At 73.4% G+C, this 19,228-nt stretch carries 16 protein-coding genes; 1 reads left to right on the top strand and 15 read right to left on the bottom strand.

Going from position 1 to position 19,228, the window contains the following annotated elements:
- Positions 1-20: 20 nt before the first annotated feature.
- The 8 genes from PIR53_19360 to PIR53_19325 form a co-directional block, all read right to left on the bottom strand.
- On the bottom strand, positions 21-1,559 hold the full coding sequence (locus PIR53_19360; GenBank protein WZH52160.1) for a rhamnulokinase: 1,539 nt from the start codon (positions 1,557-1,559) through the stop codon (positions 21-23).
- Between the two features lie 100 nt (positions 1,560-1,659).
- Positions 1,660-3,714, bottom strand: a complete 2,055-nt coding sequence (locus tag PIR53_19355) for a bifunctional aldolase/short-chain dehydrogenase (protein WZH52159.1) — start codon at positions 3,712-3,714, stop codon at positions 1,660-1,662.
- Positions 3,715-3,784: 70 nt separating this feature from the next.
- Positions 3,785-4,948 (bottom strand): L-rhamnose isomerase, encoded by a 1,164-nt coding sequence (gene rhaI, locus PIR53_19350; GenBank protein WZH52158.1) that lies wholly within the window; start codon positions 4,946-4,948, stop codon positions 3,785-3,787.
- The gene (locus tag PIR53_19345; protein WZH52157.1) at positions 4,945-5,379 is read right to left on the bottom strand and encodes an L-rhamnose mutarotase; all 435 of its coding nucleotides are present in this window, start codon (positions 5,377-5,379) and stop codon (positions 4,945-4,947) included. The genes rhaI and PIR53_19345 overlap by 4 nt, the downstream gene beginning before the upstream one ends.
- A 93-nt stretch (positions 5,380-5,472) precedes the next feature.
- On the bottom strand, positions 5,473-6,489 hold the full coding sequence (rhaS, locus tag PIR53_19340; GenBank protein WZH52156.1) for a rhamnose ABC transporter substrate-binding protein: 1,017 nt from the start codon (positions 6,487-6,489) through the stop codon (positions 5,473-5,475).
- 84 nt (positions 6,490-6,573) lie between these two features.
- Positions 6,574-7,656 (bottom strand): ABC transporter permease, encoded by a 1,083-nt coding sequence (locus tag PIR53_19335; protein ID WZH52155.1) that lies wholly within the window; start codon positions 7,654-7,656, stop codon positions 6,574-6,576.
- Positions 7,656-8,720, bottom strand: coding sequence for an ABC transporter permease (locus tag PIR53_19330; GenBank protein ID WZH52154.1), 1,065 nt, complete (start codon positions 8,718-8,720; stop codon positions 7,656-7,658). Before PIR53_19330 ends, PIR53_19335 begins: the two co-directional genes overlap by 1 nt.
- Positions 8,717-10,309 carry a sugar ABC transporter ATP-binding protein gene (locus PIR53_19325; protein ID WZH52153.1) on the bottom strand — a complete coding sequence of 531 codons (1,593 nt, stop codon included), beginning with the start codon at positions 10,307-10,309 and terminating at the stop codon, positions 8,717-8,719. Before PIR53_19325 ends, PIR53_19330 begins: the two co-directional genes overlap by 4 nt.
- A 160-nt stretch (positions 10,310-10,469) precedes the next feature.
- Between PIR53_19325 and PIR53_19320 the strand changes: the two genes are divergently transcribed.
- Positions 10,470-11,471 carry a LacI family DNA-binding transcriptional regulator gene (locus tag PIR53_19320; protein ID WZH52152.1) on the top strand — a complete coding sequence of 334 codons (1,002 nt, stop codon included), beginning with the start codon at positions 10,470-10,472 and terminating at the stop codon, positions 11,469-11,471.
- Positions 11,472-11,632: 161 nt separating this feature from the next.
- Here PIR53_19320 and PIR53_19315 read toward each other — a convergent pair whose 3' ends face one another.
- Genes PIR53_19315 through PIR53_19285 form a run of 7 tightly spaced genes read right to left on the bottom strand, consistent with a single transcriptional unit; the run spans position 11,633 to position 19,142 of the window.
- Positions 11,633-12,313, bottom strand: a complete 681-nt coding sequence (locus PIR53_19315) for a histidine phosphatase family protein (protein ID WZH52151.1) — start codon at positions 12,311-12,313, stop codon at positions 11,633-11,635.
- A 4-nt stretch (positions 12,314-12,317) separates the two neighbouring features.
- Positions 12,318-13,106, bottom strand: a complete 789-nt coding sequence (locus tag PIR53_19310; GenBank protein WZH52150.1) for a thioesterase family protein — start codon at positions 13,104-13,106, stop codon at positions 12,318-12,320.
- A complete protein-coding gene (locus tag PIR53_19305) occupies positions 13,103-14,989 on the bottom strand; it encodes a biotin carboxylase N-terminal domain-containing protein (protein ID WZH52149.1) in 1,887 nt (628 codons plus the stop codon). Before PIR53_19305 ends, PIR53_19310 begins: the two co-directional genes overlap by 4 nt.
- 5 nt (positions 14,990-14,994) lie before the next feature.
- Positions 14,995-16,593 (bottom strand): carboxyl transferase domain-containing protein, encoded by a 1,599-nt coding sequence (locus PIR53_19300; protein WZH52148.1) that lies wholly within the window; start codon positions 16,591-16,593, stop codon positions 14,995-14,997.
- The gene (locus tag PIR53_19295; protein ID WZH52147.1) at positions 16,590-17,462 is read right to left on the bottom strand and encodes a CoA ester lyase; all 873 of its coding nucleotides are present in this window, start codon (positions 17,460-17,462) and stop codon (positions 16,590-16,592) included. Before PIR53_19295 ends, PIR53_19300 begins: the two co-directional genes overlap by 4 nt.
- Complete coding sequence (locus tag PIR53_19290) at positions 17,459-17,956, bottom strand: MaoC family dehydratase (GenBank protein ID WZH52146.1); 498 nt, start codon at positions 17,954-17,956, stop codon at positions 17,459-17,461. The genes PIR53_19295 and PIR53_19290 overlap by 4 nt, the downstream gene beginning before the upstream one ends.
- Positions 17,957-17,963: 7 nt before the next feature.
- Positions 17,964-19,142, bottom strand: coding sequence for an acyl-CoA dehydrogenase family protein (locus PIR53_19285; protein ID WZH52145.1), 1,179 nt, complete (start codon positions 19,140-19,142; stop codon positions 17,964-17,966).
- Between the last annotated feature and the right edge of the window lie 86 nt (positions 19,143-19,228).

Below are 19,228 nucleotides of genomic sequence, written 5' to 3'. Positions count from 1 at the left end.
GTGGCCCGCGGGCCGTGAGGTCAGCCGACGGTCGTCGGCCGTCCGGGTCGGACGCGCCGCTCGGCGTCGTCCCAGTCGAGGGCGTCCGCGCCGGTGCGCGGGGTGTAGCGCCGCAGCTCGTGCGTCGCGCGGAGCAGGGCGCGCATGGCCGCCAGGTCGGGCAGGTCCGCGCCGAGGGTGCGCGCCTGGACGAGCACGTTGCCGAGGGCCGCCGCCTCGCCGGGTCCCGCGAGGACGGGGACGCCGACGGCGTCGGCGGTGAGCTGGCACAGGAGCGTGTTGTGGGTGCCCCCACCGACGACGTGGACGACGTCGAACGGGTGGTCCGCGGTGGCGGCCGCGGCGCGCAGGTGGCGGCGGTAGGCCACGGCGAGCGAGTCGACGATGGCGCGGGCGACCTCGGCGGGCGTGCGCGGCTCCGGCTCGCCCGCAGCCGCGGCGAGCGCACGGATCCGGGTCGGCATGTCCCCCGGCGGGAGGAGGCTCGCGTCGTCGATGTCGACGACCGTGCGCAGGGCGGGCAGGGCGGCGGCCTCGGCGAGGAGGGCGGGGAGGTCGATCCGGGTCCCGTCGCGCTCCCAGGTCTGCACCGACTGGGAGAGCACCCACAGGCCCATGACGTTCTTCAGGTAGCGGACCGTGCCGTCGACGCCCGCCTCGTTGGTGAAGTCGGCGGCCCGTGCGGCGTCGGTCAGCACGGGGGCGTCGAGCTCGAGCCCGACCAGCGACCACGTGCCCGAGGAGATGTAGGCGAAGCGCTCACCCTCCTCCCCCGGCCCGGCGGCGGGGACGCCGACCACCGCGGAGGCGGTGTCGTGCGAGCCGACCGCCACGACGGGGACGGGCGCGTCGCCCGGGGTGCGGCCGAGCACGGCGGCGACGTCCGGCAGCAGCGTGCCGACCCGGTCGCCCGCGTCGCGGAGCGGCGGGAGGATGCTCCACGGCAGCCCGATCCGCGCGGCCAGGTCGATGGCCCAGGTGCCGGTGGTCGCGTCGTACAGGCCCGTCGTGGAGGCGTTCGTGCGCTCCGCGCCGATCTCGCCGGTCAGCCAGTAGCCCAGCAGGTCGGGCAGCAGCAGGAGCGTCTGCGCCGACTCGAGCGCCGCGGTGCCCCGGGCGGCGGCGAGCTGGTAGACGGTGGTGAACGGCAGGTGCTGCAGGCCGGTGCGGGCGTAGAGCTCCGCGGCAGGGACGGTCTGCCAGACCTGCTCCGGCACCCCGTCGGTGCGGGCGTCGCGGTGGCTGTAGGGGTTGCCGAGGAGCACGCCGTCGCGGTCGAGCAGCCCGTGGTCGATGGCCCACGAGTCGATGCCGATGCCGTCGAGCGGACCGGTCGCGGCGATGGTGCGGAGCCCGGCCAGCACCTCGCGGTGGATGCCGAGGACGTCCCAGAAGAGCGAGCCGCCGGCGGTCACGCCGCCGTTGGGGAAGCGGTGCACCTCGGCGAGGTCGAGACGTCCCGGACCGACGACCGCCACCATGACCCGGCCGCTCGTGGCGCCGAGGTCGACGGCCGCGACCCGCAGGTCACCCGGGCGCGGCTGGGGCAGGTCCGTCATCGTTCCTTCTCTCTCGGGGGCTCTCAGGTGCGGGGGATTGCGCGCCGAGTTGTCACGTACGCAGCGTCCGACGCGGCGTACGTGACAACTCGGCGGAGGATCAGCGCAGGAAGGCCGCCGCGACGCCGGCGTCGACGGGGACGTGGAGGCCGGTGGTGTGGGTCATCTCGGGGCCGCAGAGCACGAAGACCGCGTTCGCGATGTGCTCCGGCAGCACCTCCTTCTTCAGGATCGTGCGCTGCGCGTAGAACTTGCCGAGGTCCTTCTCCTCCACGCCGTAGACCGCGGCGCGGTTGGCGCCCCAGCCGGAGGCGAAGATGCCGGAGCCCTGCACGACGCCGTCGGGGTTGACGCCGTTGACCTTGATCCCGTGGGCGCCCAGCTCCGCGGCGAGCAGCCGCACCTGGTGCGCCTGGTTGGCCTTCGTCGCCGAGTAGGCGATGTTGTTCGGCCCCGCGAACACCGAGTTCTTCGACGAGATGTAGATGATGTCGCCGCCCAGCTCCTGGTCGATCATCACCCTCGCGGTCGCCTTCGCGACGAGGAACGAGCCCTTCGCCATCACGCGGTGCTGGAGGTCGAAGTCCTCCCCCGTGGTGTCGAGCAGCGCCTTCGAGAGCGACAGCCCGGCGTTGTTGACGACGAGGTCGACGCCACCGAAGGCCAGCACGGTCGCGTCCACGGCAGCCTGCACGGCCGCCTCGTCGGACACGTCCGCCGCGACGCCGACCGCCACGTCGGAGCCGCCGATCTCCGCGGCCGCGGCCTGCGCCTTGTCCAGGCTCAGGTCGGCCACGACCACGACCGCGCCCTCACCCGCGAGCTTCTTCGCGGTGGCCTTGCCGATGCCGCCGGCGGCACCGGTGACGAGCGCGATCCGGCCCGCGAGCGGCTTCGGCTTCGGCATGCGCTGGAGCTTGGCCTCCTCGAGCGCCCAGTACTCGATGCGGAACTTCTCCGCCTCGTCGATGGGGGCGTAGGTGGACAGCCCCTCGGCACCACGCATCACGTTGATCGCGTTGACGTAGAACTCGCCCGCGACGCGCGCGGTCTGCTTGTCCTTGCCGTAGGAGAACATCCCGACGCCCGGCACGAGCACGATCAGCGGGTCCGCACCGCGGATGGCCGGGCTGTCCGGCGTCGCGTTGCGGTCGTAGTAGCCCTGGTAGTCGGCCCGGTACTCCTCGTGCAGCTCCTTGAGCCGCGCGATCGAGTCCTCCACCGAGGCCGACGCCGGCAGGTCGAGCACGAGCGGCTTGACCTTGGTGCGCAGGAAGTGGTCGGGGCACGACGTGCCCAGGGCGGCGAGCCGCGGGTGCTCCGAGGCGGCCAGGAAGTCGAGCACGACCGCCGAGTCCGTGAAGTGGCCGACCATCGAGCGCCCGGCCGCGGCCGCGTCCTTCGACGCGATGCCGCGGATGGTGCCGGCCAGCGCGGCGGCCTTCGCCCGGCGCTCGGCCTCGGGCAGCGCGCCGTACCCCTCGAGCGGGGCGCCGAAGGGCTCCGCCTTGCTGTGCTCCGCGATGTACGCCGCGGCCGTGTCGATGATCCAGAGGCTGTTGGCCTCCGCCTCCTCCGAGGTGTCGCCCCACGCGGTGATGCCGTGGCCGCCGAGGATGCAGCCGACCGCCTGCGGGTTCTTCTCCTTGATCTCGGCGATGTCGAGGCCGAGCTGGAAGCCGGGACGACGCCACGGCACCCACACGACCTTGTCGCCGAAGACCTGCTGCGTCAGCGACGGGCCGTCGGCCGCGGTCGCGATCGCGATACCGGAGTCGGGGTGCAGGTGGTCGACGTGCGCCGCGTCCACGAGGCCGTGCATGGCCGTGTCGATCGACGGCGCTGCCCCGCCCTTGCCGTGGAGGCAGTAGTCGAACGCCGCGACCATCTCGTCCTCGCGGTCGATGCCCGGGTAGACGTCGACGAGCGCGCGCATCCGGTCGAGCCGCAGCACCGCGAGACCCGACTCCTTCAGGGTGCCGAGGTCGCCGCCCGAGCCCTTGACCCACACGAGCTCGACGGGCTGGCCCGTCACCGGGTCGGTCTCGGTGCCCTTCGCGGACGTGTTGCCGCCGGCGTAGTTGGTGTTCTTCGGGTCGGAGCCCAGCCGGTTGGACCGGGCGATCAGCTGCTGCGGGACGGTGAGATCAGTCATCTCGGGTGGTTCCTCTGGGTGTGAGGGCGGGCGGGATCGGTACGACGGGGGGCGGGTCGCGCGGCGGGGCTCAGCTCCAGCCGACCTGCGTGCCGCCGACCCGGGCGGCCTCGAGGCCCTCCTGGTGCCCGCTCGCGGCGTACGCCTTGGCGGGGTGGGCGGGCAGGCCGCGGGACTCGCGCCAGGCGGCGAGGTCGGCGCGGACGTCGGTGGAGAACGCGTCCATGAAGATCTCGTGGGCGTCGAGCACCTCGCCGGCCTCCTGGGCGGCCGTGAGCGCCTCCCGGTCGAGCAGCAGCGCGCGGGCGGTCATCTCCTGCACGTTGAGCACGGAGCGGATCTGGCCCGGGATCTTCTTCTCGATGTTGTGGCACTGGTCGAGCATCAGCGCGACGTCGGAGCCCTCGTCGAGGCCGCCGCCGCGGATCACCTCGACCATGATCCGGAAGAGCTGGAACGGGTCGGCCGCACCCACGATGAGGTCGTCGTCGGCGTAGAAGCGCGAGTTGAAGTCGAACGAGCCGAGCTTCCCGAGCCGCAGCAGCTGCGCCACGATGAACTCGATGTTGGTGCCCGGCGCGTGGTGACCGGTGTCGAGGCAGACCTTCGCGCGGTCGCCGAGGGCGCTCACCTGCACGTACGACGTGCCCCAGTCCGGCACGTCCGTGTGGTAGAAGGCCGGCTCGAAGAACTTGTACTCGAGCACGAGGCGCTGCGTCTCGCCCAGCCGCTCGTAGATCGCGGCCAGCGACTCGGAGAGGCGGTCCTGGCGGCCGCGCATGTCGGCCTGGCCCGGGTAGTTCGACCCCTCGGCCAGCCAGATCTTGAGGTCGCGCGAGCCGGTCGCGTCCATGACGTCGATGCACTCGAAGTGGTGGTCGATCGCCTTCTGGCGGATCTTCGGGTCGGTGTGCGTCAGGGCGCCGAGCTTGTAGTCGTCGTCCTGGAACGTGTTGGAGTTGATCGTGCCGAGCGCGATGCCCTGGTCCTCGGCGTAGCGGCGCAGCGCCGCCCAGTCGTCCACGAGGTCCCACGGGATGTGGAGCGCGACGGCCGGGGCGAGACCGGTGAAGCGGTTCACCGTCGCGGCGTCGGCGATCTTCTCCTCCACCGAGCGGGGCGTGCCGGGCGTGCCGAAGACCTTGAAGCGGGTGCCCGAGTTGCCGTAGGCCCAGGACGGGACCTCGATCGCCAGACGCTCCAGCGTGGGCGTGATGTCGGCGAAGCTGGTCATGCGGGCTCTCCCTCGGTACGGCGGGTGGTGGGGTCGGTCGGTGCGGCGGGGGTGCTGACGGGGGTGCTGACGGGGGTGCTCACGGGCAGGTCGGCGGCGGCGAGCTGGTCCTCCAGGTGGAAGACCTCCGCGAGCCGCACGAACCCGGTGTCGGGGGCGGCGCCCTCGAGGTCGACGAAGAACGCGCCCATCTCGGCCTGCCAGCGGGCGTTGACCTCGGTCGCCGCCATCGCGGCCTGGGCCTCGGCGAGGGTGCCCTCGACCTCGACGTACCCGATGAGGAGGCCGTCGGGCCGGAGGAACAACGAGTAGTTGCGCCACCCGGCGTCGCGGAGCGCCTCGAGCATCGTGGGCCAGACGGCGGCGTGCCGCTCGGCGTACTCCTCCAGGCGGTCCGGCCGGACCTGCAGCTGGAAGCAGACGCGCTCCATGCGCCCTCCTCGGGTCAGGTGTTGAATCGTTTCAATCAGCGGTCGGGCTCGCCCCGTGGGGCTGGCGGGTGCCGGCCCCACGGGTCGGGTGGATCAGAAGTCGAAGTCGCCGACGTTGTCGACCGTGAAGACGGTCGGCTCGCCGAGGACGACCTCGCCGTTGGCGCCGACGGTGTACTCACCGAGGTCGCCGGCCTCGAAGGTGTCGCCCTCCTCGCCGGTGATGTCGCCCTCGACCAGCGCGTGGGCGGCGTACGCGGCCAGGTAGCCGAGCTCCTCCGGGTTCCACAGCGCGAACGCGGTGACGGTGCCGTCCTCGAGGTACTCGCGCATCTGGTTGGGCGTGCCGAGACCGGTCAGCGCGACCTGGCCCTTGTACTGCGACGTCGAGAGGTAGCGCGCCGCGGCGGCGATGCCGACCGTGGTCGGGCTGATGATGCCCTTGAGGTCGGGGTGCGACTGCAGCAGCGCCGCCGTCTTGTCGAACGAGGTCTGGTCGTCGTCGTCGCCGTAGACGGTCTCGACGATGTCGATGTCGGGGTACTCCGAGGCGGCGTACTCCTCCATGAGGTCGATCCAGGCGTTCTGGTTGGTGGCGTTGGCCGCGGCCGACAGGATCGCGACCTCGCCCTCGCCACCGATCTGCTCGGCGACCAGGTCGACCTGCGCCTCGGCGATGCCCTCCGCGGTGGCCTGGTTGACGAAGAGGTCGCGGTACTCGGCGTCCACGTCGGAGTCGAAGGTGACGACCTTGACGCCCGCGTCACGGGCCTCCTCGAGCGCGTCGCCCAGGGCGGTCGGGTCGTTGGCCGAGATGACGAGGGCGCCCACGCCCTGCTGCGCGGCCGTGTTGATGAAGGGGACCTGCGCGTCGGGCGTCGCGTTGGTCGGGCCGACCTCCTCGAACGTGCCGCCGAAGGCCTCGACCGCGTTCTCGCCACCGGTGCTGGAGGCGTCGAAGTAGGGGTTGCCGAGGTTCTTCGGGAGGAAGGTGATGGTCTCGGCCGAGTCGCCGCTGCCGCCGTCGCCGCCGCCGCAGGCGGTGAGGGCCGTGCTCGCAGCGAGGGTGAGGGCGACGAGCGCGGTCGCGCGCCGGGTGTTGAACTTCATCGTTCTGCCTTTCGGTCGGGGCGGTGCCCGGGATCGAGTGGTGCTGCTGGGTGCTGCTGGAGGAACGGGTGGAACGGAGGTGCGTCAGGTCCGACGCGAGCGCGAGAACGCGCCCTTCACTCCTGCGGGCAGGCGCCCCGAGACCCACGAGAGGAAGCTGGGGGTCACCACGGAGGCGATCAGCAGCAGGCCGATCACGATGGTGGTGACGTTCTCGGTCTCACCCTGCAGACGCATCGCGCTGGAGATGACACCGATGAGGAGCACGCCGGCGACGACGCCGTGGAGGGCGCCGCGGCCGCCGAAGATCGACACGCCGCCGAGGAGGACGGCCGCGATGACCTGCAGCTCGAGGCCGTTGGCCGCGTCGCCGCGGGCCAGGTCGTAGCGGAGCGTGTAGTAGACGCCCGCCAGGCCGGAGACGGCCCCGGCGAGCACGAAGAGCAGCAGCTTGGTGCGGGCGACGTCGACGCCGGAGAACCGGGCGGCCTCGTCGTTCAGGCCGATCTCGTAGACCCCGCGGCCGAAGCCGGAGAAGTGGAGCAGGAGCACGAAGACGACGGCGAGCACGCCGAAGACGACGAGCACCTGCGGGTAGCTGGTCTCCCCGATCCGCTCCTTGACCCGGTCGGTCCACTCCTCGGGGAAGCCGGTCTTGGCCTCGGTGCCGAGCAGGCCGACGGCGATGCCCCGGTAGAGAGCCAGCGTGCCGATGGTGACGGCCAGCGACGGCAGCCCGACGTACCCCACCAGGAACCCGTTGAACAGGCCGCAGAGCGCACCGACCGCGATGGCGACCAGCGCCGCCTGGCCGAAGCCCCAGCCGGCGTCGATCGTCAGCAGGCCGGTGACCGCGCTGGTGAGCACGACGGTGCTGGCGACCGACAGGTCGATCTCACCGGTGATGATCACCAGCGTCATCGGCAGCGCGATGAGCAGGATCGGCATCAGGTCGAGGAACAGGTAGTAGAGCGTCAGGGGGCCGTCGAAGTTCGGCACCGACGAGGTCGCCCAGGCGAAGACCACGGCGAGCAGCAGGATGACGGCCGTCTCGCGGGTCAGCAGCCAGCGCTGCCACGCGGGGCGGGCGTACGACGCGTAGGTGCGCGCCTCGCCCTTGCTCAGCCCCACGGGAGCGGTGCCGCGGGTGGGGGTGGAGGCGGACATCAGTCCTCCCTCTCTTCGTCGAGGCGGCGGGCGCGCCGGGCCGCGAGGAGGCGGTCGAGCACGACGGCGCCGAGGATGAGCGCGCCGACGACGGCGCGCTGCCAGAACTCCGGGATGCCGAGGATGGGCAGGGCCCGGTTGATGGTCACGAGGAGCACGGCACCGATGGCGGCGCCCCACACCGTGCCGCTGCCGCCGAAGATCGCGACGCCGCCGATGACCGCGGCGCCGACCGCCTGCAGCTCGATGCCGTTGCCGACCGAGGACGACACCGAGCCGTAGCGGGCGGCGTGGAGCACCCCGGCCAGGCCGGCGAGCGCGCCGCACAGCACGAACGCGGTCAGCACCCGGGTGGGGACCTTGAGCCCGTAGAGCCGCGCGGCGTCCGGGTCGGAGCCGATCGCGTAGAGCTCCCGGCCCGAGCGGGCGGTGTGCAGGTAGTAGCCCACCGCGGCGACGACGAGCAGGGCCACGATGGTCAGCACCGGGATGCCCACGACCGAGCTGGTGCCGAGCGACAGGAAGTCCTTGGGCATCTGGTCGGCCGTGATCCGGTCGCTGCCGGCCCAGCTGAGCATGGCGCCGCGGTAGACGTACATCGTGCCGAGCGTGATGACGAGGGCGGGCACTCCGGCGTAGGCCACCAGCACGCCGTTGACGACGCCGAGCAGCGCGCCCATGGCCACGCCCGCGAGCACGACGACGGGGATGGGCAGGCCCGGCTGGTCGATGAAGAGGCGCCCCGTGAGGTACGCCGTCAGGGCCATCGTGGAGCCGACCGACAGGTCGACGCTGCGGGTGACGATGACGAGCATCTGGCCGGCGGCGAGCAGCAGGAGGATCGACGGGGTCAGCAGCAGGTCGCGCCACCCGTCGCCCGAGAGGAGGAAGCTGTCGTTGCGCGCCGTGGCGGCCGCGACGACGACGAGGAGCACGACCGCGACGGCGATCTCGCGGGAGCGGACCGCGTGGCCGAGGGCCGAGCGGACGCGCGCTCCGGCGCCGGGCGCTCCGGACCCGCTCGGGGCGCCGCCGGGGGACGGCGGGGCGAGGGTGGCGCTCACGCGCTGACCTCCTTCATGAGGGCGTCGGGCAGGACGGGGGCCAGCTCGCCGGTGGACTCGTGGCCCGCGGTGGCGGCCTTCATGACCGCCTCCGGCGTGGCCTCGGCGCGGCTGAGCTCGGCGGTGATCTCGCCCTCGCGCACGACCAGCACGCGGTCGGCCATGCCCAGCACCTCGGGCAGCTCGGAGGAGATCATGAGGATGGCGAGGCCCTGGCCGGCCAGGTCGGAGAGCAGCCGGTGCACCTCCGACTTCGTACCCACGTCGATGCCGCGGGTGGGCTCGTCGATGATGAGCAGCGTCGGCTCGGTCGCCAGCCACTTGGCGATGACGACCTTCTGCTGGTTGCCGCCGCTCATCGTGGTCGCGGGCATGTCGAGCGCGTTGGTCTTCACCTCGAGGCGGCCGGCCCACGGGGCGCTCGCGCGGTTCTCGGCGCGGTTGGTGAGGAACCCCAGCCTGTCGAGCCGGGTGCGGATGACGGCCGCGACGTTGTGGGCCACCGAGTTGTCGACGACGAGGCCCTGCTTGCGGCGGTCCTCGGGCACGAACGCCATGCCGGCGGCGATGGCCGCACGGGGGCGCCGCGCCGGGACGGGCTTGCCGTGCATGGTGACGCGCCCCGCGTCGTACCGGTCCACACCGAAGACCGCCCGGGCGATCTCGCTGCGCCCGGCTCCCACGAGGCCGGCCAGGCCGACGATCTCGCCGGCGCGCACCTCGAGGTCGATGCCGCGGAACGTGCCCGCGGAGGTGAGCCCCTCGACCTTGAGCACGGTCTCGCCGATGGTGGCGGGCTGCTTCGGGAAGAGCTCCCCGACCTCGCGGCCCACCATCATCTCGACGATCGCGTCGGGCGTGGTGGTGGCGATGGGGGTGGTCGCGACGTACTCGCCGTCGCGCATCACCGTCACCTCGTCACAGAGGGCGAAGACCTCCTCGAAGCGGTGAGAGATGAAGACGAGGCCGCGGCCCTCGTCGCGCAGGCTGCGGGCCACCGCGAAGAGCCGCTCGACCTCGACCCCGGAGAGCGCGGCGGTCGGCTCGTCCATGATGAGGAGGCGCGCGTCGAGCGAGATGGCCTTGGCGATCTCGATGATCTGCTGGTCGGCGATGGACAGGCCGAGGGCCGGGCGACGCGGGTCGATGTCGACGCCGAGGCGCGCGAAGATCGCGCGGGTCTCGGCGAGCATCGCGGCCCGGTCGATGCGTCGGCCGCGGCCGAGGGGCTGGCGGCCCATGAAGATGTTCTCGGTGACCGAGAGGTCGGGGAAGAGCGTGGGCTCCTGGTAGATCACCGCGATGCCCGCGGCCTTCGAGTCGGCCGTCGAGGCGAAGTCGACGTCGTCGCCCTCGAATCGCAGCGTGCCGGCGTCGCGGCGGTGCACGCCGGCCACGATCTTCACGAGCGTCGACTTGCCGGCGCCGTTCTCACCGACGAGCGCGTGGATCGACCCGGGACGCACGGTGAGCGTGCCGGAGCGCAGCGCGGCGACGGGGCCGAACGACTTGCGCACGTCGGCCATCTCGAGCACGGGGCGCGCGTCGCCGCCCGCGTTCGCCGGGGCCGTGGTCGGGCTCGGGGTCATCGGACCTGCTTCCTCCTCAGGTGGTGCCACCCGGGCGCTGAACCGATTGAATCGTTTCAATGTGAGTGGCGTCACGGACGGTACGCCGGTTCCCGATCCGTTGTCAACGGGCGGATTGAATCGTGTCAACGCCCCGCCGGCCCGTGCTAGCGTCCGCGCCATGCAGGCGCAGGTGCGGGACGTGGCGCGGCTCGCGGGCGTCTCCTCGGGCACGGTCTCCAACGCCCTGAACCACCCCGAGAAGGTGTCGCCCGCGACGCGGGAGCGCGTGCAGCAGGCCATCGCCGAGCTCGGGTTCGTGCCCAACATCGCCGCGCGGCAGCTCCGCCGGGGCACCAACGACTCCATCGGGATGATCGTGCTCGACATCGCGAACCCGTTCTTCACCGCGGTCGCCCGCGGCGTGGAGGAACGGCTCTCCGGCGTCGGCCGCCCGCTCGTCATGGCCCACAGCGGCCAGGACCACGAGCGGGAGAAGGCCTACCTCGACCTCTTCGCCGAGCAGCGCCTCTCCGGAGTGCTCGTGACCCCCGCCGGCCAGGTGCTCGACCGGCTGCGTCGCCTCCGGGACCGCGGTACGGCGATCGTCGTCGTCGACCGCAAGACCGGCGCCCGCGAGTTCTCGTCGGTGTCCGTCGACGACACCCTCGGCGGCACGCTCGCCACCCAGCACCTGCTCGACGTCGGGCGATGCCGCATCGCCTTCCTCGGCGGACCCGAGCGCCTCACCCAGATCAAGCACCGCCTCGGGGCCGCGCGCCGGGTCGTCGAGCAGCACGGCAGCGGGGAGGTCTGGCACGTCGACTCCCCCACCCTCGACGTGGAGGCCGGGCGGGTCGGGGCGGCCGCGCTGCTCGACCTGCCCGCCGCCCGCCGGCCCGACGCGATCTTCGCGGCCAACGACCTCATCGCCCTCGGCGTGCTGCAGGCGCTGACCCTCGCGGGCGTGCGGGTGCCGGACGACATCGCCATCGTCGGCTACGACGACAACGAGTTCGCCGCCGCAGCCGCCATCCCGCTGACCTCCGTGCGCCAGCCCGCCGTCGAGATGGGCGCCGCCGCCACCGGGCGCCTGCTCGAGGTCATCGAGGACCCGCACGCCCAGGTCGAGCACATCGTGCTGGCGCCGGAGCTCGTCGTACGGCGCTCGACGGTGGCCTGAGACCCCGCGGCCGCCTCCCCCTCCGGACGTCATGCGCCCCGGTCGCCGGGGGCACCGCACCGCATGACGTCCCGCGGCGCCCCGACCTCGGCCTTCCGGACGTCATGCGCCCCGGTCGCCGGAGGCACCGCACCGCATGACGTCCCGGGGTGAGCGAGGGGTCAGGCCTCGCGCACGGCCTCCTCGGCCCGCTCGCCGGTGACGTCGTGGGCGCTGTGGTCCTCGAGGTGCTCGCCGCCGACGGGGTCCTCCGACCAGCGCACGAGCTCCCAGCGGTCGCCGTCGCCCTCGAGCCACGCGCCGCCGGTGTTCTGGATGCCGCCGAAGAGCACGTGGTCGTCGTCGATGCCGCCGAGGAGCGTCGCGATCCAGGCACGGAGCGCGGCGCCGTGGGAGATCGCGAGCACGGTGTCGTCGGGCGCGTGGCGCGCGACGATCTCGCGGATGGCGCCGTCGAAGCGGGCGTGGAACGCCGCGCCGTCCTCGCCGCCGGGCATCCCACCGGCGAGGTCACCGCGCATCCAGCCGCCGATGCAGGTCAGGTAGGCCTTGATGGCCTCACGGCCGCTACCCATCTCGTGGTCGCCCGCGGCGATCTCGCCGAGCCCGGGCAGCACGACGACCTCCAACCCGCGGTCCGCGGCCAGCGGCGCGGCCGTCTCCTGCGCCCGCGTGCGGTCCGAGGCGTAGACCGCCACGACCGGCTCGTCCGCCAGCGCCGGCACGAGGGCCGCCGCCTGGCGGTGACCGAGCTCGGTCAGCGGCAGCCCGGGGGCCGCGGTGTCGAGCTGGCCCGCGACGTTGGCGGGCGTCTGGCCGTGGCGGAGCAGGAGGAGGCGCACCCGCTCAGCCTACGGAAGGGCGCACCGTCAGCACCTGCGCGCTCGTGCCGAGCGGTCCCGCCGCGTCGTGCAGCACGCTGCTGGTCAGGCCGAGGCCGTCCGCGCCGTACGTCTGTGTCGTGTCGAACCCGACCCACCCGTCCTCGAGCACCGGCTCGCGGGTCACGTGCGCCGTGAGGTCCACGTTGGGGAACACCACGGCCCCCGGGTCGGCCCGCGCGACCATGCCGTTGCTGATGTCCCACAGGCCCGCCGCGCGCGCGACCGGCGAGACGTCCTCGCCCTCGACGAGCGCCACGGGCGTCCGCACCCAGAAGGCCCCGCGCCCGGGGGCGGTGAGCACGCGCCGTACCTCCACTGACGCGATGAAACCGCCCGGCCACACGGTGGTCGGGTCCCACGGCGTCATCGCCGCCGGGGGCGGCAACGGGGCGAGGTCCGTGCCGGCGATCCCGGCGGTCGCACGCGGTTCCAGCAGCCAGGCGCGCAGCACCACGGCCGGGCGACCACCGTGGGCGAGCGTCGCCTCGACCAGCTCGATCGTCCGGCCGGGCCGCAGCACCCGCACGTCGAGGTCGACCTCGGCGAGCGGCATCGTCCCGAGGATGTCGAACGACGCGCGTGCGATCCGCAGGCCGTCCGACCGTCGGGCGTCGCGGTCCTGCTCGACGGCGTGCACGAGCAGCCCGAGCGCGGGCGCGACGTGCTGCGTCGCCCGGTCCCAGGCGCCGCCCGTGTGCTCGGTGGCGCGATAGGTCCGCTCCCCCGTGCGCTGGAAGTAGGCCGTGGTCACGTCGCGCTCGCCTCCACCTCCGCGAGCAGCGCCCCGAGCGCCACCGGGTCGCCGACGGCGACCGCCAGCGAGGTGACCGTGCCGTCGAACGGCGCCCGCAGCGCGAGCTCCATCTTCATCGCCTCCATCGTGACGACGACGGCGCCCTCGGTGACCGCGTCACCCACCTGCACCGCGACTCCGGTGACGGTGCCCGGCATGGGCGCGACGAGCGCGCCGTCCCCCGCCGCCGCGGTCGACGCCGTGAACGGGTCGGGCTCCGCGAAGCGCCACTGCTGTCCGTCGACGACGGCTTCGACCGCGTGGCCGGTACGCCGCAACGCGGCCACGCGCGACCCGCCGCTCGCGTGCCCCGGGCCGTCGGACGGAGCCTCCAACCACGGGACCACGTACGGCGCGGGCTCTGCCGCCGACCGCCACCCGTCGAGCGCGAACGGGCCGCGCGTGCGGGCCCGGTCCTCCGCCGCCAGGCGCTCGAGGACCGCCGCGCGGGCCGCCGCCTCGTCGGGAGCGGGCAGGTCGGCACCGCCGATGTCCGCCCGGTCGAGCCACGAGGTGTCGAGCCCGCCGGGGAGCCCGACGTCGCGGAACGCGTCGCTGGCGACCAGCGCCCGCAGGAAACCGGTGTTGGTGGTGACGCCCAGCACAACCGTCTCGTCGAGCGCCCGCACGAGCGCCGCCCGGGCGGCCTCGCGGGTCGGCGCGTGCACGATCACCTTGCCGAGCATCGGGTCGTAGGACGTCGAGACGACCTGCCCCGACTCGAGCGCGTGGTCGGTGCGCACGACGACGCCACCGCCCACCGGACCCCCGCCGCCGCGCGGGGCCGGCCACGCGACGTACGACGCCGTGCCCGCCTGCGGCAGGAACCCGCCCCAGGCGTCCTCGGCGTAGACGCGCGCCTCGATGGCGTGGCCGCGGGGCACGAGGTCCTCCTGCCGCAGCGGTCCGCCCGCCCGGCCGGCGACCTGCAGCTGCAGCCGCACGAGGTCGGTACCCATGACGAGCTCGCTCACCGGGTGCTCGACCTGGAGGCGGGTGTTCATCTCGAGGAAGTAGTGCCGGCCGGAGTCGACGTCGAGCAGGAACTCGACGGTCCCCGCCCCCTCGTAGCCGACCGCCGCGGCCAGCCGCACGGCGTCGTCGCAGCGCTGGGCGGCGCGCTCGGCCTCGGCAGCGGAGTGCGCGGGGGCGGGCGCCTCCTCGAGCACCTTCTGGTGGCGCCGCTGCGCCGAGCAGTCGCGGTCACCGAGGTGCACCACGGAGCCGTGGTGGTCGCCGAGCACCTGCACCTCGACGTGGCGGCCGCGCTCGACGTACTTCTCCACGATCAGCGTGTCGTCACCGAACGCCGCGACGGCCTCGCGTCGTGCCGCGCCCAGGGCGTCGGACAGCTCGGCGGCCGAGCGCACCACGCGCATTCCCTTGCCGCCCCCGCCCGCGGCGGCCTTGACGAGCACCGGGTAGTCGAGGGTCGCGGGGTCCGCGTCGAGGGGGTACGACGGCACGACCGGCACACCCGCCTCCTCCGCCGCCGCCCGGGCCCGGTCCTTGCGGCCCATGAGGTCGATGACCTCGGGCGACGGTCCGATCCAGGTGAGGCCGGCGGCCTGCACGGCACGGGCGAAGCCGGCGTTCTCCGACAGGAAGCCGTAGCCGGGGTGGATCGCGTCGGCACCCGCGGCGCGGGCGGCGGCGAGGATCGCGTCGCCGTCGAGGTAGCCCGGCACCGGCACGGCGACGTCCGCCGCCCGGGCGTGCGGGGCGCCCGCGTCAGCGGGCGAGACGACGGCGACGGTGCGGAGGCCGAGGTCGCGGCAGGTGCGGAAGACGCGCAGCGCGATCTCGCCGCGGTTGGCGACGAGCACGGTCGAGAGGTTCATGGCACTCACATTCGGAAGACGCCGTAGGACGGCTGCGGGATCGGTTCGACGGCGGCGGCCTGCGCGGCGAGCGCGAGGGCCATGCCGACGACGCGACGGGTGTCGGCGGGGTCGATGACGCCGTCGTCCCAGAGCCGGGCGGTGGAGTAGTAGGCGGAGCCCTGGGTCTCGTACTGCTCCCGGATCGGCGCCTTGAACGCCTCCTCGTCCTCGGCGCTCCACTCGCCGCCGCGCGCCTCGACGCCGTCCCGACGGACCGTCGAGAGCACGCTGGCCGCCTGCTCGCCGCCCATGACGGAGATGCGGGCGTTGGGCCACATCCACAGGAACCGCGGGTCGTAGGCCCGCCCGCACATCCCGTAGTTGCCCGCTCCGTGGGATCCGCCGATGACGACGGTCAGCTTCGGCACGACGCTGCTCGCCACGGCCGTCACCAGCTTGGCGCCGTCGCGGGCGATGCCGCCGTTCTCGTACTCCCGCCCGACCATGAAGCCCGTGATGTTCTGCAGGAACAGCAGCGGGATCTTCCGCGCGTTGCAGAGCTCCACGAAGTGGGCGCCCTTGAGCGCCGAGGAGCTGAAGAGGATGCCGTTGTTGGCGACGATCCCGACCTCGTGCCCCTCGACCCGCGCGAAGCCGCAGACGAGCGTCTCGCCGTACAGCTGCTTGAACTCGTGGAACCGCGACCCGTCGACGACGCGGCGGATGACCTCGCGCACGTCGTACGGCTGCCGGGTGTCGGAGGGGACGACGTCGTAGATGGTGTCGAGGGGGTACGCCGGGGGCTCGGGCTCCTCCGCCGTCGGGGGCAGCGCGGGCGGGGCCGGCAGCGTGGCGACGATCGAGCGCAGGATGGCCAGCGCGTGGTCGTCGTCGTCGGCGAGGTGGTCGACCACGCCGGAGGTGCGGGCGTGGACGTCGCCGCCGCCGAGCTCCTCCGCGGTGACGACCTCGCCCGTCGCGGCCTTCACCAGCGGCGGACCGCCGAGGAAGATCGTGCCCTGCTCGCGGACGATGACGGTCTCGTCGCTCATGGCCGGCACGTAGGCGCCGCCGGCGGTGCACGAGCCCATGACGGCGGCGAGCTGCGGGATGCCGCGCGCGGAGAGCTGCGCCTGGTTGAAGAAGATCCGGCCGAAGTGCTCGCGGTCGGGGAAGACCTCGTCCTGCATCGGCAGGAACGCACCGCCCGAGTCGACGAGGTAGATGCACGGCAGGTGGTGCTCGGCGGCGACGGCCTGCGCCCGGAGGTGCTTCTTGACCGTCATCGGGTAGTAGGTGCCGCCCTTCACGGTGGCGTCGTTGGCGACGACCATGACGGGGCGGCCGTGCACGAGGCCGATGCCGGCGACGACGCCCGCCGAGGGCACCGCGTCGGGGGCGTCGGGGGCGGCGTCGGGTGCGCCGTACATGCCCGTCGCGGCCAGCGGCGCCAGCTCGAGGAACGGGCTGCCGGGGTCGAGGAGCCGGTCGACGCGGTCGCGCACCAGCAGCTTCCCGCGGTCGGTGTGCTTGCGGCGCGCGGCCTCGCCGCCGCCCGCCCGTCCGGCGGTCAGGGCCGCCATCCGCGACCGCAGCTCCGCGGTCACCTCCCGGAGGCTCATGCTTCTCCACCCTTCTGCTGGCTCGTCGCTGCCGCCCGGCGCAGCACGGTGCGTGCCTGGGCGAAGATCGGGCCGTCGACCATCCGGCCTTCGTAGGTGCCGACGCCGCCGGCGCCGGACAGACCGTCGGGGTACGCCGCGAGCAGTCCCTCCGCCCACGCGAGCCGCTCCGGGCTCGGCGCGTAGGCCGCCCGGATGACGGCGACCTGGCTCGGGTGGATCGCGACCGTGGCGTCGAAGCCCACGGCGGCGGCGTCCTCGGCGGCGGCGGCGAGACCGTCGGTGTCGGCGATGTCCATGTGCACGGCGTCGAGCGCGAGCCGGCCGTGGGCCTTGGCGGCGATCAGCGTGCGCTCACGGGCGTAGCGCGCCACGTCGCGGTAGCTCCCGTCGGCCCGTCGGCTGCCCGTGCCGCCCATCGCGGCGACGAGGTCGTCGGCGCCCCACATGACGGCGACGACACCGTCCGTGGCCGCGATCCGACCGGCGTCCTCGATGCCGCGCGGCGTCTCCAGCAGCGGCAGCACCTCGTGCGCGCCCCCGGCGGCCAGCGCGGCGACCGCGGCCGGCTCCTCGGCCTTGGCGAGCATCACGCGCCGTACCCCCGCCGCGGCGAGCAGCGCCACGTCGTGCGCGTGCTCCTCGGCGTCGTCGGCCGCGTTGACCCGCACGACGGTGCGCTCGAGGTCGAGGTCGCCGGTCTCCGCGAGGCGGCGCACGGCGTCGCGAGCGGCGGCCTTCGCCGGCCGGGCGACGGCGTCCTCGAGGTCGAGGATGACGACGTCGGCGCGGCCGAGGGCCTTGACGTAGCGCTCCGGCCGGTCGGCCGGGCAGAACAGCCAGCCGGGGCCGGGGAGCCAGGCGCTCACGCGGGATCCTGCTGGGGCTGGTCCGGCCGCACGCGCACGAGGGTCTTCCGCGTCGCCGTCGCGACGACCTCGCCGCGCTGGTTGCGGGCGGTGTGGGCGAGCGTGACGACGCCCTCCCCCGGCCGGCTCGAGGAGGGCCGCTTGTCGACGACGAGCGTCTCGGCGTAGATCGTGTCGCCGTGCCGCACCGGCGCCGGGAAGGCGATCTCGGTGAACCCGAGGTTCGCGACGATCGTGCCCTGCGTCAGCTGGGCCACGGAGAGGCCGACGAGCGTGGACAGGGTGAACATCGAGTTCACGAGCCGCTCGTGGAACGGGCCGGTCTGCTCGCTCTCCGCGGCGTCGAGGTGGAGCGGCTGGGTGTTCATCGTCAGCGTCGTGAAGAGGACGTTGTCGGCCTCCGTGACGGTGCGGCCGGGGCGGTGCTCGTAGGTCGTGCCGACCTCGAACTCCTCGAACCACAGCCCGCGTTGGGTGATCCGCTTCGTGGTCATCGCGCCCTCACTCGACCGGGAGACCGAGGCCGCGGGCGATGAGCATGCGCTGCACCTCGGAGGTGCCCTCGCCGATCTCGAGCACCTTGGCGTCGCGGTAGAACCGCGCCACCGGGTACTCCTCCATGAACCCGTAGCCGCCGAACACCTGCGTCGCGATCCGCGTCGCCGTCACCGCCGCCTCCGTGGTCTGCAGCTTGGCGATCGAGGCGGCGTGCTTGAACTGCTGGTACGGCGCGCCCGCGTCCTTCATCGCCGCTGCGCGGTAGGTCAGCATCCGGCCCGCCTGGAGCATCACCTCGAGGTCGGCGATCTGGAAGGCGACGCCCTGCTTGCGGCCGATCGGGCCGCCGAAGGTCTGGCGCTCACCGGCGTAGGCGACGCACAGGTCGAGGCACGCCTGCATGCAGCCGACGCTGAGGGCCGAGATCGCGACGCGGCCGTCGTCCAGCGTGGCGAGGAACTGCGCGTAGCCCCGCCCGCGCTCGCCGAGGAGGTTCTCGGCCGGGACGCGGCAGTCCTCGAAGCTCAGCGGGTGGGTGTCGGAGGCGTGCCACCCGAGCTTGTCGTAGGCCTTCTCCGCGGTGAAGCCCGGCGTGCCGGCCGGCACCATGAGGGTGCTGATCTCCGGGCGGCCGTTCTCCCGCGTGCCCGTGCGGGCCGTGATGTTGACGAGGCTCGTGATGGCGGAGCCGGAGTTGGTGATGAACTGCTTGGCGCCGTCGATCACCCACTCGTCGCCGTCGAGGCGGGCCTTCGTGGCGGTCGCGCCCGCGTCCGAGCCGGCGCCGGGCTCGGTGAGGCCGAAGCCCGCGAGCGTGCGTCCGGCCACGAGGTCGGGCAGCCACTGCTCCTTCTGCGCGTCGGTGCCGTAGGTGAGGACGGGGTTGATGCCGAGGCCCACCCCGGCCTGCAGCGTGATGCCCATCGACTGGTCGACGCGACCGAGCTCCTCGATCGCGAGGCACAGGGACGTGAACCCGCCGTCGGAGCCCTCGAGTCCCGCGCCGCCGTACTCCTCCGGCGCCGTCAGCCCGAACAGCCCCAGGTCGCCCATCTTGTGCACGACGTCGGTCGGGAAGTGGTGCTCGCGGTCCCAGCGCGCGGCGTGCGGAGCGATCTCCGCCTCCGCGAACTCGCGCACGGAGCGACGGAACTCCTCGTGCTCCCGTGACAGCTCGAACATCGGCGGGCCCTCCTGCGGTGGTTAGCGGTTGCTAACCAGCGAGGTTAGCGTTCGTTAACCACGGGGGCAAGGAGGTCGGGCCGGCA

Source organism: Nocardioides alkalitolerans (assembly GCA_038184435.1).
Classification (GTDB): domain Bacteria; phylum Actinomycetota; class Actinomycetes; order Propionibacteriales; family Nocardioidaceae; genus Nocardioides; species Nocardioides alkalitolerans_A.
The sequence above is the reverse complement of the archived record's forward strand: the minus strand, read 5'-3'. Positions and strand labels throughout refer to the sequence as shown.